This is a genomic window from Paraflavitalea devenefica, from assembly GCF_011759375.1.
In the GTDB taxonomy this organism is placed as follows: Bacteria; Bacteroidota; Bacteroidia; order Chitinophagales; family Chitinophagaceae; genus Paraflavitalea; species Paraflavitalea devenefica.
In genome coordinates this window covers 1,790,553-1,806,302 of record NZ_JAARML010000002.1, presented here as the reverse complement: position 1 = coordinate 1,806,302, position 15,750 = coordinate 1,790,553, and the positions used below count along the sequence as shown (strand labels likewise).

Sequence of the window (15,750 nt, the reverse complement as noted above, 5' to 3'; positions counted from 1 at the left end):
ACAATTTGCTGGCTCTGAATAAATAGAGAGGCTGCCTTAAAAAGTAAATGGCAGCCTCTCTGTTATTTTAACCGTTATGGTTTTTCTGTATAGGTAACGTCATCCGGTGTTTGGTCGTCGGCTATCAGGTTATTCTTGGGACTGTCGGTATCCAAAACAACAACTTGATTAGCAAACTCAGTAGAACTGATACTTCCATTTTCATCTGAATCCTGAACACGAATCCAGCAAACTTTGGCAGCACCTTCACACTCAACTGAAGGCTCAGAGGTACCATTGTCAGTATAGTTTGACTGCAGAATTTCGTTGGAAGATCCAGTTGCGGGTGTGAAGATCAGGTAACGGAAGCTTAATTTTTCCATTGTACCGAATGAGCTGAACCCAATGGCGAGAACAAGTGCAAATACGCCTAACAGATACTTTTTCATAAATAAAAATTTAATGATTAACGCCTACTTTTTTTAAAAGGATTTCGGCTTGTAACCTTTGACCAGCAAGCAACCCTAACGCGGCTGATCGCACGTTCATGTGATAGCTAATCACAAATGCTACGTAGCAAATAGTTAATGGAGGACCGGGGTAGTTATTTTATTATTAATTGTCTTTGATCTTTTATGCAGTATGATGGCCACTGCCGCCAAAAGAATAGATAATAGATTAAATGCCAAATGCCCAGGCCAGGAAAGTTTCTGCAGCATCCCTCCGCATGTACAAGGCATATTCGGAGCGAATATGAATAAATAAGTCACGTACAAAGTAAATAACGACATCAAAATTAATGAAGCATAAAGTCCAATTATTTTCGTCCTTCGAATCAATAGCAGGCCAACGATACAAAATTCAAGAATGGGTAGCCCCCATGCAAACCATTGGTAGAAATTTCCAATCAGCGGGTAATCTTTCAATACTATTCGAAGAGAGATGATATCCAGGAACTTATTTATGGCAGTATAGGCAAACAGGAAAATAAAGCCGGCTGCTATTACATCAACGAAAGCAGTTTTTTTCATAACAAAGGTTTATAAATTTATTTTCTCTTTGTTTAAGAATAGCTGCACCAGCATGATCATATGCTTATGTCAGCTTTCAGCACTCCGAAGGAAAAATAAATTCACGGTTTAATGGTTGCAAACAGGGATTGAAAAGAGAAACACTGTTTTAAAGTTTTGTTGTTTGCATAGCTAAGTTAATTTGTAAAAACAGTCCAATCAGCCCAATCCATAGTCCAATCAGCACTTTCTCATTTTACACTTCAATCACTGTTAAGCACAACTGAAATAACGTTATGCAGAAACCCGCTTTTTATTATGCTCATTTTGCAATTTCAATTGCAACCTTTTCCATTCTATCGGCGCATGACCGGTAGACTTCTTAAAAAACTTGATAAAATTCGTCTCTGCATAATGGCCGGTAAATCCCATAGCCAGTGCAATACTGGTGAGTGATTCATTTTTACTATCCAACAGCAGTTCCTTCGATCTCTCCATTCGTTTATTCATGAGATAGCCATAAGGGCCTGTCCCAAACTCCTGCTTAAAACCTGTTTTGAGCTTGTTTTTGTTGATCCAGACCTTTTCGGCAAGGTCTTCAATACGGTAGTGATACTTTAGATTGCTTTCAATGATACTTGCAGCATTGCGGATCTTGGCGAAATCTTCTTCGGACAAGGTGATTGCTTCTTTCATAAGAGGTTTAATTTAATAGGATCCCATTCCCCCTTGGGGAAAGTAAATAGCGTTAACAGGCCAGGTAATGGTTTGCCTTACCAGTACAATAGTGGTTGTCATATCCTCCAGGAATATGGGGGAAGAATAGCTCGGGAATGAAGTTTCGAATGTTTGTGCGAGAAGGTAGAAAATCGCCTTTTTCTACTTATCTAAACTACAAAATAATGCGAACAGAAAGATCACACCCATTCGCATTTTTATTTTTGTAAGTATAAACCCCTAAGAAAGCCTCCCTGATCCAGGGAAAATACATTTTCGTATTTTCATGCCCCTTTATGCCACGACTTTTCGCACGCTTGTCTGCGTTTATCCTTTTATCGTTTGTAGCCGGTACTGCCTCCGCGCAGCGGCAACAGGAACTGGCCATCCTCGACGCTCTGGACTCCAGCTTTAATCAATACACGGCCGGCCGCCAACAGCCCGATCTCTTCCTGCATATAGACAAAACGATATATGTACACCAGGAGAACATCTGGTTTTCAGCCTATATCCTCAGCCCCGGCCCCATCCCATCCCAGCATACCCTCTACACCCTACTGATAGAAGAGGCCAGCAAAAAGATCGTACTCTCCGAACGCTTTGTCATTGATACCGGCACCGCAGGTGGCTGTATTTTCCTGCCCGATAGCCTGCCCACCGGCGAATACCGGCTCCTGGCCTATACCAACAGCCTCCTCAACCATCCACAGCAATCCATCTTCCAGCAGTCCATCAGCATAAAAGCATCAGAAGCCACTACCTTCAAATTATCGTTACTGCCACCAGCCTCCCCCACTGCTCCCGGCGATTCTGTACACTTTGGTTATAAAGTGCTCACCGGTTATGGCGGACTGGCCAGCGGCGGCAACCTCTCCTATACCTTGCTGGCAGACGGAAAAGTAGTACAGACCGGTAAGAAAACGGTCAATCCTTTCGGAGAAGTCAACTTCGGTATGCTGCGTCAGCAGGCCTGGGGTAAAAAAATACAGCTACAGGCCACCATCACCCGGCAGAAGGAAAAACAGTTGATCAAAACCACCGTGCCTTTATTCCGGCAGGTGGCCGCCATCCGGCTGTATCCCGAAGGAGGCAACCTGGTGCATGACCACCCCTCCACCATGGCCATAGAAATAAAGAACGGAGAAAGTGTGCCCATTGCCACCAAAGGGAAGTTGCTGAAAAACGGGGCGCCCGTGGCACTTTTTGAAACCGATCAGTTCGGTTCAGGTATTATTCATTGGCAGCCACAGCAGCAGGCCACTTATACCCTGCAAATAGCAGATACCGCCCTGCAACTGGTATATCAGTTTCCACCGGTAGCGCCTGCTGGTTATAGCTTGCACGTACCCGACGCAGTAATAGAAGACAGTAGCTTTTTAATAGAGATCGGTGCGCCGGCCAAAGGTACCTGCCATTTGATAGCGCATAACTACCGCACTACCTTCTTTGAAGGCACACTCCTTGTCAATGACAACCGGTCGTCCCTGCACTTGTCCACCGCCGATATGCCGGAAGGCGTGATCACCCTTACCTTATTCAATGCAGCCGGCGTACCACAGGCCGAAAGGGCCGTATACATCCGGAAAACAGCGCCCTTACAGGTACAACTCATCACCGATTCATCTGTTTACCATCACCGGGCCAAACTGCAACTGAAAGTGAAAGTAACCAACAGCAAAGGGCAGCCGGTGAAATCCATATTTTCACTCGCCTGCATATTGGCTTCCCGCATAGATACTACCAGGATGGCCGACATTGTACGCTTTTATTATTTCGACCGTTTCCTTCCCGCACCGGCTACCATACCGGCCGGCAGTTACCTCAGCAGCCGGGAAAATATTGAACGTGTATTACTCACCCGGTTCTGGACAAGGTATAAATGGGAAGTCATCAATACTGCCGGGGCATACATACCCCGGCAGGAAAAACATTGTGATATGGGTTACGTACGCTACCGGGACCGGCCCGTGAAAAAGCCGGTGCAAATGATGATCCTCAGCGGGCAGCGTATGTACACCTTTGAAACAGACTCAACAGGCTATTTCGAATTACCCTCCCAGGCGTTGCGCACCGAAGCAGGCAAAAAAGCCATCATCCTGGTCAGTGATACCAAAAACTTTAAAGACTACAACGTCATCCTGCAAAACAACTGCGCCACCATGGATACGGCGCTGTCAACAGTATCTTATCCGGAAGCAGGTTACCTCAAAGCCGAACTGTCGGTACAGGAACAGGACCATTTGAAAAAAGCCCTGCAGGCGGTAGTGGTAACAGCTAAAAAAAAGGATGACTATACCAGCGGCACTTACAAAAGCCTCCACTGCAATGACTGGGTATGCATGTACAACATCCTCAACTGCCCCAATCACCCTACGGGCTCAATACCTGTTACCGGCGGACAATACACTTACCATGGCCAGAAAGTAATCTATCAGGGCTGTGAGGGAGCAGAGGAACCGCCAGGTTTTATGCAGCAGGTAAATGGCGTCGGTTATCCCAAAGAATTTTACGTGGCAGACTATGATAAGTTTAACCCCGCTGCCCCTGAAATGATGTCTACTGTATTCTGGACCTATAGGGTGCTGACCGATGAGCAGGGAGAAGCCATCATACAGTTCTCCACCAATGACCTCAATGGACGGTTTGCCTGCCTGTTGCAGGGCTATAGCCAGGAGGGCGTGATCAGCGGGAAGACGTTCTTTAAGGTGACTGAATAATATGCCGGCTCTCAATTCTGACTTCCACCTTCAACTAAATCCCGTAGCTTTATGTTATTCTTAAGCCAGGCACAGCCACAAAGGCTGGCATGAATATTTCATACACGCATTATTCATTTAATTTTCAAATACCATTTAAATTATGAAACGTACAGGAACCGCCCATTGGAACGGTAATTTAAAAGAAGGCAAAGGTGTTCTTTCTTCACAAAGTACCACCTTGAATAAAACGCAATATTCTTTCAAAACACGCTTTGAAGAAGGTGTTGGCACTAACCCTGAAGAACTGCTGGCTACTGCTCATGCAGGCTGTTTTACCATGGCAGTAAGCGCGGTCCTTTCACAGGCTGGTTTTAAGCCCGGCGACCTGGAAACCCAGGCCATCCTCGATCTGGACATGGTAGGTCTTAAGATCAATGGTATCCACCTCGAATTAACTGCCTCCGCTATCGAAGGCGTATCACCCGAAAAGTTCCAGGAAATAGCAGAAGGCGCCAAAGCCAACTGTATTATCTCCAAAGCATTGAGCGTTCCTATTACTTTAAGTGTAACTTATCAATAATCTCAGGGTTTTACCCCCTTTGCAGGGACCATTGCATGTAGCAATGGTCCTTTTTATTTGTATCTTTACCTTCCGTATGAAACCATCAGGAACCTTTACACTTCCTTTTGCACAGCTACTGCTGCCCGATATCCCGGGTTAGCTCTCTTTGCCACATACATTCACTACCGCTCCTACCGTATCCATATCTCTGAACGAACAGATCAACCTTTGCTTATATGACTAAAAAAGATAAGACCATTTTACACGTTGCTTCCGAAGTAGGTACATTAAAACGATTGCTGGTACATAGTCCCGACAGCGGCCTGGGCCGCGTAGTTCCCTCCAAAGCGCAGGACTGGTTATTTGAAGACATTGTACACCTTGATACCATCCGCCGCAAGGAATATGATTATTACACCAAGATACTGCTCTACTTCCTGGACCCTGACAAGATCAAAGGCAGGTTGCAGGAGATAGATGCGCCCGACAGTAAACGTAATTTTTACAAACCGGAGAAACCCGGCTTTTTCCGCAGCGAGAAAGTAATTGAACTGGAATGGCTGCTGGCCGAAGTATTGGAAGATCATGAGATCCGCCTCAAACTCGTAGCCTCTGTATGCGCCGTGGAAGGATGCTCCTATACCACACAAACACAGTTGCTGGAACTGCCACCCGCACAGCTATCAAAAGTCATCATCAGCGGCACGCTGGCCGGGGATGACCTGCTGTTCCCTCCTATTCCTAATTTTATCTTTACCCGTGATATTGGTATTGTGATCAACGATTATGTACTACTGAATAAGCCTGCCAAGAAAGCACGTACCCGCGAGGCCCTGCTGGCCAAATATATCTTCTTCAACCATCCGCTGTTTGAACGTTACCGCGATAACATCCTCGAAATACCAGATACCTTTCACCATTTCCTTTTGCCCAGGGATGGCGATGAAAAAAAGGTCACGCTGGAAGGCGGTGATGTAATGGTGGTGAGTAAAGATCACCTGCTCATCGGTGTCAGTGAACGCACCAGCATGGAAGCGGCCCACCAGGTCATCAACCTGTTGTTTGATAAGAACATTGTGAAGAAGATCACCATGATCAAGATCCCCAAAAAACGCGACTACATGCATATTGATACCATCTTTACGCAGGTACGGCGCGATGTATGGGTGATGCTGGGCGCCTTCTCCAAAAAAGTAATGAAACACGAGGACGATGATGCCGTAGAACGCATACTGGAAGGTGGATTGAAAAAGGACGAGAAAATCAAGATCATCCAGTTCCGTAAAAAAACGATCGAGGAGCCAGCATACTTTGACAACCTCGAAGAACTGCTCACAGACATCAGCCGAAATGACCTGGGTTGTGAAGGCAAAATAAGATTCATTTATTCCGGCAACAATAAATTCCCCTACGATACCAGGGAACAGTGGACGGATAGCTGCAACCTGCTGGCCCTGAAAGAAGGGGTGGTACTGGGCTATGACCGCAATGATAAAACCGTGGAGGCTTTCCGCGAAGCAGGATTTACCATTGTACCCGTGAAGGAATTGCTGGAACAATTTGAGCAGGGCACTGTTGCCCCCGGCGATCTCAAAAATACAGTGATCCTCATGCCATCAGCAGAACTGTCCCGCGCCCGGGGTGGCTTCCATTGTATGAGCATGCCGCTTGTAAGAGAAGAGATGTAGAGAAGAATACAGAAGCCAGCATTCAGCATTCAGAATCCTTAGCACAGCCAGGAAGCTATTGAAAAGCCTTTTAGAATAAAAGAATCCGAAATACTAAAGCCGAAATAATTCATGTCTATTACACCTCATATACTCATGATACGCCCGGTCAACTTTGGCTACAACGCCGAGACCGCGGTCAACAACGCCTTCCAGGTAGCCGGGCAGGATACCCAGGCGCAACAAAAGGCTCAACAGGAGTTTGATGGCTTCGTGCAAATGCTGCACAACAACGGGGTGGATGTCATTGTAATAGATGATACCCCCGAGCCACATACGCCCGACTCCATCTTTCCCAACAACTGGGTCTCCTTTCATGCTGATGGAACCGTTTGCCTCTACCCCATGTTTGCCCACAACCGGCGGCAGGAACGCAAGCCGCATGTATTGGAAAAGCTGCGGGAACGTTTCATCATTGAACGCACATACGACCTCACCCAACATGAAAATGAGCAGCGCTTCCTCGAAGGCACCGGCAGCATGGTATTGGACAGGGACCTGAAGATCGCTTATGCCTGCCTCAGCCCGCGTACTGATAAGACCGTATTGGAAGAATGGTGCCGGGCGCTGGACTATCAGCCGGTTGTATTTGATGCCGTGGATGGCGCCGGCCGGCCGGTATACCATACCAACGTCATCATGTGTGTGGCTGATCGTTACATTGTAATTTGTATGGACTCCTTACCGGATGCAGCAGCACGTGAAGGGGTACACAATACAATCGATCAGTCGGGTAAAGAGCTGATAGACATCACCATGGAGCAGATGAACCGCTTTGCCGGCAACATGCTGCAGGTGGCCAGCATACAGGGTGAAACTTTACTGGTAATGAGTACCCAGGCCTATGAGTCGCTCACCCCGGAACAGGTAAACAGGCTGCGCAGCTACAACAGGATCATCCACGCCCCCCTGTACACGATAGAGACCAATGGCGGCGGCAGCGCCCGCTGTATGATGGCAGAGGTATTTTTGGAAAGGCGGATTGCGGAGTAGCTGCAACGAAAGGAACAGTCATCTTGTCATGTACAAAACCCCCAACATGAAATACCTTATCATATTGATTTTATTTTGTGTCTTTTCCTCCCTGTCATGCAAGAAAGACGCCCGTCCTGCGGTAATAGTTACCATTGCTGAAAAATCTGGTTTTGGCGCCAATCTCTATGCCGCCATTGTTGAAAATCCAGACCCCGCCATCCATAAATTCCTTTGCACGCTTGGGGCAAGTGATCCAAAGCCTATTTATAATTGTACCAATGCAGTGTACATCAATAATCTGCCAGCAGCCCTGGCTGTACCGGGCAAGAAAATAACGTTCTCTAACTATAAAGATAATGGCCAGCCACTCCTGTTCTCTTCCATCAATCATGCCCATGAACTGGCGGTAACGAACCCCACGGAAGCCCCATAGGTACAGTCTAATCCACCAGCAACTCAGGACGGTATTCAAAATGCATCGTATCGTAATGATACCATTTACCGCCCCAGATAAAGCCATGCTTTTCAAAAATGGCTACTATTTCAAAGGGTATCCTGTTAATATAATGAGGTATCTTTTTCTGTTCATCCGTAGTCTTATTATCCCACTGCCAGTAATTGGAATAGCTGGTATTAATATCCATCGTAATCCCAAAGCTATGGGTGCTTAACCGGTTGGTGCCTTTGATCACCCGCCAGGTAAAAGTACCGGCAACCTGTTGCACATACGGCAGCAAATGGGCAGGCAGTTGCTCCAGCTCATCAGAAATAGCCTGCAGCCGCTTATCCACCCCATTGATCCGCGATACCTTCAATGACTGCCTCGCTGTTTTGGGCAACCAGGTAATCGTAGTCAGGTTTTGCTGCACAGCAGCAGGCGTCGCCCCATACATCGTCTTAAAAAATGAATCATTCCTGACCCTGCCGGGATCATCCAGTTCTGCGGGATTAGCTGTTTTGCCTTTTACGTACAGCGCCTTCAGTTGGTCTTCTATATCGGGATGTGCATATAATTCTGTGAGGGTTTTACTTTCCCCGTCATCAAACAATAACCTTGTCCCGTTCTTAAAAACTACATAATTATCTTTAATACCTGCAATACAATCAGGATACGCCTTCACCAGCCTCCGCGCATACGCCTGCACCTGCGCCGTATCCTGCCCCATAACAGCAGAGCCTATCAGTATAAGAAAAAATATATAGCTACAGACTTTCATATTGTTCATGCCTTTTCAAACATCTTCCTCAACCCCTCCGCAAAAGAAAGCGGCTCATACCCCAGTTCTTTCCTGGCCTTTTCAATCACAAAACCTGTTTTGGGCGGACGCCTGCCAGGCTGTGTGAAAGTAGCAGCATCCACTTTTTCTATCCTGCTTTTATCCAGGCCAAACAGGTCGGCCGTTTGGATAGCTATATCATAAGGCGTCAACAGGTCTTTCCCGGAAATATGATAAATGCCGGTAGCCTTTTTTTCAATGATCAGCGCAATGCCTTTTGCCAGGTCTTCCACATACGTAGGCGTGCGCCATTGATCGGCCACTACCTTGATCGCTTTACCTTGCTCCAGGCTGCCCTTTACCCAGGTGATAATATTGTTGCGGGTGCCCTGCAGGGTATTGCCATACACCAGGCAGGTGCGCACAATAGCCCAGGGGATCGTACTGGTTTCGGTGATCGCCTCCGCCTGCATCTTGGTAAATCCATAATAACTTACCGGCTTCAGCTCATCTTCTTCCCTGTAATTCCCCTGCTCGCCATCAAACACAAAGTCAGTGGATACATAAATAAAATGTTGGCTATACACTTCTGCATCTACCAGCACCTGGGAAGTGCCGATCACATTCGTACGTTCACATTGCTCGGAATGGAGTTCGCATTCGTCTACCTGTGTCATCGCAGCAGCATGCACCACGACGGCCGGCTGTACAGCGCTCATCACCCGCTGTACATCCACTGCATCTGTAATATCAAGCGGATGGTATATATAACGATCTCCCCATTCATCCATCCGGATGCGGGCATCTCCCTTGCCGGTAGCGATCACCGTGTATCCCTGCTGTAGTAATAAACGCGTTAAGTGTTGTCCTAACAGACCATTCGCACCAGTGATTAATATCTTCATGAAGCAAATATAGAGAAAGGCAAGTGGTGAATGGCAAGTGGCGAGTGGGCTTTTGATTCGCCACGTTTGTTTTCCACTGGCCACTCGCCACTTACCACTAGCCCTTTATTAAAATCCTTTCTTCTTATCGTTATCTCCCGTATAATTATTCTTAAACTTAGGCACATATCCCATATTCTGGAACATAAAACAATAAATATCCGCAGTACTTTCAATATTCTTGGCCGTATTGCTGGCGCCATGACCCGAATTCGTTTCAATGCGGATCATCACCGGGTTGGCCCCTTTGTGTTTTTCCTGCAGGGTAGCCGCATACTTAAAGGAATGGGCAGGCACCACGCGGTCATCATGATCGGCCGTAGTGATCAGGGTGGCCGGATAATGAACGCCTGCTTTCAGGTTATGCAACGGAGAATAAGCATACAGGTTCTTAAAATCGGCAGCGCTGTCACTGCTGCCATACTCAGCAATCCAGTTCCAGCCAATCGTAAACTTATGGAAGCGCAGCATGTCCATCACCCCTACCTGGGGAATAGCCACCTTAAACAGGTCAGGGCGCTGGTTCATCACAGCGCCTACCAGCAGCCCGCCATTGGAACCACCACGGATAGCGAGGCGTTTATTGGAGGTATACTTATGGGCAATCAGGTATTCACCGGCTGCAATAAAATCATCAAATACATTCTGCTTCTTAAAACGCATACCGGCCTGGTGCCAGGCTTCCCCGTATTCAGCACCGCCTCGCAGGTTGGCCAGTGCATACACACCACCCTGCTCCAGCCAGGGTATCAGGCTGGAGCTGAAGCCGGGCAGGGAACTGATATTAAAACCACCATACGCATACAGCATCGTGGGATTCGTGCCATCCAGCTTCAATCCTTTCTTATGCACAATGAACATAGGTATCCTGGTGCCATCCTTGCTGGGATAAAACACCTGTTTCGTTTCATAATCGTTGGGATTAAAAGAAACCTCCGGCTGACGGAATACCGTGCTCACGCCAGTAGCAATATCATACTTGTAGATCGTAGGCGGGAAAGTAAAAGAGCTGAACGTATAAAAGAAGAATTGGTCATCATGATTACCGCCAAATCCGTTGGCAGTGCCCAGGCCCGGCAGTTTGATCTCCTTCAGCAACTTACCGGTAAAATCATACTCATAGGTCCGTGTAGTAACATCCTTCAGGTAACTTACATACAGGCGGTCGGCAGCCGTACCCGTCCCTTGTATGGGTTCTGGTTTTTCCGGCACAATCGTCGCCCAGTTTTCACGCGCCGGGTTGGCAGGGTCAAATAAAACGATCTTATTATTCTCAGCACCGTCATTGGTGAACAACAGCATCTTATCGCCTGTATTATCCACCACGCTATAGCGGAACTTGCCTACAGCCGCTACGATGGGTTTAAAGGTATTATTGCCGCCTTTACTGTCGCGGTAATACAGGGCATTACCCTGGAAACCCTTGCCACGGTCACTGATCGTAAGATAAGCAAAGCGCTCATCTTCACTCACCGACAGGGTATGAAAACGCTGGGGATTGCCTTTGTCTTCATACACCAGTTCGTCCTGGTCCTGGGAAGTGCCCACCGTATGGTACCATACCTGGTGGTTTTCATTTTTCGAAGAAAGCTCTTTCCCTTTTTCAGGGGCGGGATAACGGCTGTAATAGAAGCCATTGCCCTGCCAGGAAGCGCCGGACACCTTTACCCACAGGATAGAATCTGCCAGGTCCTTGCCGGTCTGCATGTCCCGTACATAATACGTGCGCCAGTCAGAGCCACCCCTCGAAATACCCCATATAGCATACCGCCCATCTTTGGAAAGCGTGAAATTGGTAAGCTGGGTGGTGCCATCCGGCGACAGCTTGTTGGGGTCCATCACCAGTTCGGGCGCGCCATCCAGCCCCTTCTGGCGATACAACAGGGATTGGTTCTGTAAACCATTATTCTTATAAAAATAATAATAGTCGCCTTTACGGTTCGGTGCGGTGTATTTGGGATAATTGGCCACCTCTTCAATCCGTTTTTTCATTTGTCCGCGGTAAGGGATCTTATTCAGGTAATCAAAAGTCACCTTATTCTGCGCTTCTACCCAGGCCTTGGTCCCGGCGCTGTTATCATCTTCCAGCCAGCGGTAAGGATCCTCTACTTTTGTACCCTGATAATCATCTGTATGCATCACTTTTTGGGTAATGGGGTACGAATGCTGCGCATAAGTCGCAGCACCCACTGAAAAAGTCATCGCAACTATAATATAGTATTTAATCATAACAGGTGGGTTTGAACCGACAAGATTACTGATTTTCGGTCATCGCGCCCTGCCGCTCGTGTATCAAACTAAAACCTTATTTTTGGGCCGCATTTTAAAAAAGAGAGGCTGATAATCAATAATTCTTGCATTATTTTGGAGATTTTCTTAAAAAATAACTAACAGAACTAATTCATGGCAAAAAAGGTGACTAAAATCGGTGTTCTGACCTCTGGAGGCGATGCTCCGGGAATGAATGCCGCAGTGCGTGCCGTTGTAAGAACGGGTATTTATTATGGACTGGAAGTATTTGGTATTATGCGTGGTTATACCGGCATGGTGGAAAATGACATCATTCCTATGCATTCCCGTAGTGTGGCCAACATCATTCAACGTGGGGGCACCATTCTCAAAACAGCCCGCTGCAAAGAATTTCTTCAAAAAGAAGGCCGTCAGAAAGCCTATAACAACCTGAAAGCCCTGGGCATCGATGGCCTGGTGATCATTGGCGGCGACGGCTCCTTCCGTGGCGCGGATGTGTTCAGCCGTGAATTCGACATTCCCTGTATCGGCATTCCCGGTACCATTGATAAAGATATTGCCGGCACCGATTTCACCATTGGTTTTGATACGGCCGTTAATACAGCCGTGGAATCCATTGACAAGATCCGTGATACAGCCGATGCCCACGACCGCCTCTTCATCATTGAGGTGATGGGCCGCGACGCCGGTTACATAGCCCTGCACAGTGGTATTGCTACCGGGGCCGAGCACATCCTGATACCGGAGCGCAAAACAGATATGGAAGAGCTTATCCATTCCCTTCAGGAAAAAGAGCGTCGCAAGAAACTGGTAAACATGGTAGTAGTAGCGGAAGGAGACGAATTTGGCGGTGGCGAGCATGTATCAGCCCTCATCAAAGAACGCCTGCCCAACATCGATACCCGTTTGTGCATTTTGGGGCATATCCAGCGCGGTGGCGCCCCTACCTGCCTGGACAGGCTCATTGCCAGCCGCATGGGATACTCTGCCGTGGAATGCCTGCTGGAAGGCCGCCACAACGTAATGGTGGGTATCCTCAACAACCGTATGCAGTACACCCTGCTGGAAAAAGCAGTCAAGTCCAAACAAAAGATCAGTGACGAATGGATGAAGATCGTAAAGATCTTAGCCAGTTAAAGAGTCAATGCTATTGCTTTTGAAAATATGAATTTGTAAATCACGTAATCCCAACAAACATGGCAAGAGATCTGTCGAAGTATTTGCATAATGAAATGGATAAGGAAGCGGGCATTCAGCACATCACGCACCGCACCAAAATTGTAGCGACCGTAGGACCCGCCTGTGATACTTATGATAAATTACTGGAACTGGTAAAAGCCGGGGTGAACATCTTCCGTCTCAACTTCTCCCATGGCACGCATGAAAATAAAGCACAGATCATTTCCTATATCAAGGAAATGAACACCAAAGAGCCTTACAACATTGCCATCCTGGCCGACCTGCAAGGCCCCAAATTACGCGTAGGCGACATTGAAAATGGCGCCCTGCCCATCGAACCCGGAGACATCCTCACCTTTACCTCCAAAGAAAAAGTAGTAGGCAACAAAGAAAGGATCTACGTTTCTTACCCCAACCTGCACGAAGATGTGGAAGTGGGCAACAAAATATTGATTGATGACGGCAAGCTGGAAGTAGTAGTCACAGAGATCACCAAAGCCGGTGATGTAAAAGTAAGAGTGACCTATGGCGGCACCCTGCTCCCCAAGAAAGGTGTGAACCTGCCCGATACCAACATATCCCTGCCGGCCATGACCGAGAAAGACATTGCCGACCTGGAATTCATCATCGGCCAGGAAGTAGAATGGGTGGCCCTCTCCTTTGTACGCAAAGCAGAAGACATCGTAGACCTGAAGAGAAGACTGGCCGAAAAGAAAAGCAAGAGCAAGGTAATTGCCAAAATAGAAATGCCTTCTGCCCTGGTAGACTTGCGCAACATCATCCTGGAATCAGATGGTGTGATGGTAGCGCGTGGCGACCTCGGCGTAGAGCTGCCGGTAGAAAAAGTACCAATGGCACAGCGCGACATCATCCGCAAATGTATTCACCGCGCCAAGCCGGTGATCGTGGCCACCCAGATGATGGAAAGTATGATAGACCGCGTAAAGCCCAACCGCAGTGAGATCACCGATGTGGCCAATGCCGTACTGGAAGGCGCTGACGCCGTGATGTTGAGTGGTGAAACCGCTACCGGCAAACACCCCGCCCTCGTAGTGGAAACCATGCGCAAGATCATCCTCGAAGTGGAAAAAACGGAATACCGTTATAACCGGGAAGAAGACCTGAAGCCGCAACCGCACTCCCCTTCTTTCCTCAGCGATGCTGTTTGTTACAATGCCTGTAAGCTGGCCAATGATACTTCTGCCGATGCATTGATCGGTATGACGCAAAGCGGTTACACAGCTTTCACGCTCAGCAGCTACCGCCCCAAATCATTACTGTACGTATTTACCAAGGAAAAGACATTGGTAAACCAGCTCAGCTTAAGCTGGGGCGTACGCGCCTTCTTCTATGATGAAGAAGAAAGCCTGGATGATATCATCTTTGACCAGATCAACATCCTCAAAGAGCGGGGCTTCATCAAACCAGGTAGTGTGGTGGTAAACACAGGCAGCGTACCAGTACACCTGCACCTGCCCACCAATACCTTAAAGATCACCAAGGTGGAGTAATTCTTCCCTGAACATTGAGTATTAAACACTATAGGATGTCCGCCAGAAGCGGACATCTTTTTTTATGCCCAACCGCAATACGTTATCGGTTTATTAACGTTTGGTACTGTACATTTGGGAACAGTACGCTATGGACATCGCTACTTTTTATCCGCAACATCCAACGCTTCAACAGCACATTGAGTATTACTATTTCCTGAGAGCCGGGTCGCCGGATTTTCAAACCACCTATTATGCTTTTCCCAACATTGCGGTTCCGGTCAGTCTGCACAGGTCGGCCCTATATGAGATCAATGAACAGCACACCAGGGTACAGGCCGTTAAGCACGGAACACCGGCGGCTTTAATACAAAGAAGCTTCCAGACGCCCTTACTGGTCAAATTACAAGGCCCCATTGACAAGATCACTATTTGCTTTAAACCAGCCGGCATTAGCTACTTTCTTACCCAGCCTTTTTGTGAAATAGCGCCGGCCGATTCTCAGGCATTCACCGGTTGGACACAACTACCCGCTTACCATCGTCTGCTCAACAGCTTTTTTGCCACAGACGATAACCAGGAAAGAGTATCCCTGCTGGAAGATTTCCTGGCAGCCATTTATACATCCACGCCCGAACATACATTGACAGAACAGGCCGTTAACTGGTTAATGGATTTTACAGAGGACCTGTCTATTGAAGAGATCGCCAACAGGCTAAACCTCTCTACCCGTTCGCTCAACCGGTTATTCCAAAAACACCTAAGTATTTCGCCGGTGGCCTGGAAGAAAATTGCCCGTTTCAGGCATTCCCTTAAAAACAAACTCTTCAATGCACAGTTTAAAAAGCTCACAGAAATAGGTTATGCCAGTAATTTCTATGACCAGGCCTACTTCATCAAAGTATACAACAAGCTCACCGGCTCCAATCCCACTGCGTTCTTTAATTCAGTGGAAAAATTAGCCGATGACAACCTCATCTTCCGATTTGTTAAAGAATAGT

At 47.4% G+C, this 15,750-nt stretch carries 14 protein-coding genes; 8 read left to right on the top strand and 6 right to left on the bottom strand.

Features of this window, described 5'->3' with window-relative positions:
- Positions 1-74: 74 nt before the first annotated feature.
- The 3 genes from HB364_RS16625 to HB364_RS16615 all read right to left on the bottom strand — a co-directional run bounded on the left by HB364_RS16625 (position 75) and on the right by HB364_RS16615 (position 1,685).
- Complete coding sequence (locus HB364_RS16625; protein ID WP_167289340.1) at positions 75-428, bottom strand: hypothetical protein; 354 nt, start codon at positions 426-428, stop codon at positions 75-77.
- Positions 429-563: 135 nt separating this feature from the next.
- The gene (locus tag HB364_RS16620) at positions 564-1,010 is read right to left on the bottom strand and encodes a MauE/DoxX family redox-associated membrane protein (RefSeq protein WP_167289339.1); all 447 of its coding nucleotides are present in this window, start codon (positions 1,008-1,010) and stop codon (positions 564-566) included.
- Between the two features lie 273 nt (positions 1,011-1,283).
- On the bottom strand, positions 1,284-1,685 hold the full coding sequence (locus tag HB364_RS16615) for a helix-turn-helix domain-containing protein (RefSeq protein WP_167289338.1): 402 nt from the start codon (positions 1,683-1,685) through the stop codon (positions 1,284-1,286).
- Positions 1,686-2,002: 317 nt separating this feature from the next.
- On the opposite strand from HB364_RS16615, the gene HB364_RS16610 reads away from it, so the two are divergent.
- The 5 genes from HB364_RS16610 to HB364_RS16590 all read left to right on the top strand — a co-directional run bounded on the left by HB364_RS16610 (position 2,003) and on the right by HB364_RS16590 (position 8,102).
- Entirely contained in the window at positions 2,003-4,423 is a 2,421-nt protein-coding gene (locus HB364_RS16610) for a hypothetical protein (RefSeq protein ID WP_167289337.1), read from the top strand.
- 142 nt (positions 4,424-4,565) lie between these two features.
- Positions 4,566-4,985, top strand: a complete 420-nt coding sequence (locus tag HB364_RS16605; RefSeq protein WP_167289336.1) for an OsmC family protein — start codon at positions 4,566-4,568, stop codon at positions 4,983-4,985.
- 218 nt (positions 4,986-5,203) lie between these two features.
- Positions 5,204-6,655, top strand: coding sequence for an arginine deiminase family protein (locus tag HB364_RS16600; RefSeq protein WP_167289335.1), 1,452 nt, complete (start codon positions 5,204-5,206; stop codon positions 6,653-6,655).
- A gap of 111 nt (positions 6,656-6,766) precedes the next feature.
- Entirely contained in the window at positions 6,767-7,687 is a 921-nt protein-coding gene (gene ctlX / locus HB364_RS16595; RefSeq protein ID WP_167289334.1) for a citrulline utilization hydrolase CtlX, read from the top strand.
- A 46-nt stretch (positions 7,688-7,733) separates the two neighbouring features.
- Positions 7,734-8,102 (top strand): hypothetical protein, encoded by a 369-nt coding sequence (locus tag HB364_RS16590; protein WP_167289333.1) that lies wholly within the window; start codon positions 7,734-7,736, stop codon positions 8,100-8,102.
- Between the two features lie 7 nt (positions 8,103-8,109).
- On the opposite strand, the gene HB364_RS16585 is transcribed toward HB364_RS16590, so the two are convergent.
- The 3 genes from HB364_RS16585 to HB364_RS16575 form a co-directional block, all read right to left on the bottom strand.
- Positions 8,110-8,886: a M15 family metallopeptidase gene (locus HB364_RS16585; RefSeq protein WP_167289332.1), complete on the bottom strand. Its 777-nt coding sequence runs from the start codon at positions 8,884-8,886 to the stop codon at positions 8,110-8,112.
- Between the two features lie 5 nt (positions 8,887-8,891).
- Complete coding sequence (locus HB364_RS16580) at positions 8,892-9,791, bottom strand: SDR family oxidoreductase (RefSeq protein ID WP_167289331.1); 900 nt, start codon at positions 9,789-9,791, stop codon at positions 8,892-8,894.
- A gap of 108 nt (positions 9,792-9,899) precedes the next feature.
- Entirely contained in the window at positions 9,900-12,059 is a 2,160-nt protein-coding gene (locus tag HB364_RS16575) for a prolyl oligopeptidase family serine peptidase (RefSeq protein ID WP_167289330.1), read from the bottom strand.
- 174 nt (positions 12,060-12,233) lie between these two features.
- Here HB364_RS16575 and pfkA point away from each other — a divergent pair, with 174 nt between their 5' ends.
- The 3 genes from pfkA to HB364_RS16560 all read left to right on the top strand — a co-directional run bounded on the left by pfkA (position 12,234) and on the right by HB364_RS16560 (position 15,749).
- Positions 12,234-13,217, top strand: a complete 984-nt coding sequence (gene pfkA / locus HB364_RS16570) for a 6-phosphofructokinase (RefSeq protein ID WP_167289329.1) — start codon at positions 12,234-12,236, stop codon at positions 13,215-13,217.
- A gap of 59 nt (positions 13,218-13,276) precedes the next feature.
- The gene (pyk, locus tag HB364_RS16565; protein ID WP_167289328.1) at positions 13,277-14,770 is read left to right on the top strand and encodes a pyruvate kinase; all 1,494 of its coding nucleotides are present in this window, start codon (positions 13,277-13,279) and stop codon (positions 14,768-14,770) included.
- 130 nt (positions 14,771-14,900) lie between these two features.
- On the top strand, positions 14,901-15,749 hold the full coding sequence (locus tag HB364_RS16560) for a helix-turn-helix domain-containing protein (RefSeq protein ID WP_167289327.1): 849 nt from the start codon (positions 14,901-14,903) through the stop codon (positions 15,747-15,749).
- The last annotated feature ends 1 nt before the right edge of the window (position 15,750 follow it).

What these genes read in the sequence shown, in the direction of transcription:
- HB364_RS16625 (WP_167289340.1), bottom strand. Translation starts at nt 428, where the DNA reads ATGAAAAAGTATCTGTTAGGCGTATTTGCACTTGTTCTCGCCATTGGG.
- HB364_RS16620 (WP_167289339.1), bottom strand. Translation starts at nt 1,010, where the DNA reads ATGAAAAAAACTGCTTTCGTTGATGTAATAGCAGCCGGCTTTATTTTC.
- HB364_RS16615 (WP_167289338.1), bottom strand. Translation starts at nt 1,685, where the DNA reads ATGAAAGAAGCAATCACCTTGTCCGAAGAAGATTTCGCCAAGATCCGC.
- HB364_RS16610 (WP_167289337.1), top strand. Translation starts at nt 2,003, where the DNA reads ATGCCACGACTTTTCGCACGCTTGTCTGCGTTTATCCTTTTATCGTTT.
- HB364_RS16605 (WP_167289336.1), top strand. Translation starts at nt 4,566, where the DNA reads ATGAAACGTACAGGAACCGCCCATTGGAACGGTAATTTAAAAGAAGGC.
- HB364_RS16600 (WP_167289335.1), top strand. Translation starts at nt 5,204, where the DNA reads ATGACTAAAAAAGATAAGACCATTTTACACGTTGCTTCCGAAGTAGGT.
- ctlX (WP_167289334.1), top strand. Translation starts at nt 6,767, where the DNA reads ATGTCTATTACACCTCATATACTCATGATACGCCCGGTCAACTTTGGC.
- HB364_RS16590 (WP_167289333.1), top strand. Translation starts at nt 7,734, where the DNA reads ATGAAATACCTTATCATATTGATTTTATTTTGTGTCTTTTCCTCCCTG.
- HB364_RS16585 (WP_167289332.1), bottom strand. Translation starts at nt 8,886, where the DNA reads ATGAAAGTCTGTAGCTATATATTTTTTCTTATACTGATAGGCTCTGCT.
- HB364_RS16580 (WP_167289331.1), bottom strand. Translation starts at nt 9,791, where the DNA reads ATGAAGATATTAATCACTGGTGCGAATGGTCTGTTAGGACAACACTTA.
- HB364_RS16575 (WP_167289330.1), bottom strand. Translation starts at nt 12,059, where the DNA reads ATGATTAAATACTATATTATAGTTGCGATGACTTTTTCAGTGGGTGCT.
- pfkA (WP_167289329.1), top strand. Translation starts at nt 12,234, where the DNA reads ATGGCAAAAAAGGTGACTAAAATCGGTGTTCTGACCTCTGGAGGCGAT.
- pyk (WP_167289328.1), top strand. Translation starts at nt 13,277, where the DNA reads ATGGCAAGAGATCTGTCGAAGTATTTGCATAATGAAATGGATAAGGAA.
- HB364_RS16560 (WP_167289327.1), top strand. Translation starts at nt 14,901, where the DNA reads ATGGACATCGCTACTTTTTATCCGCAACATCCAACGCTTCAACAGCAC.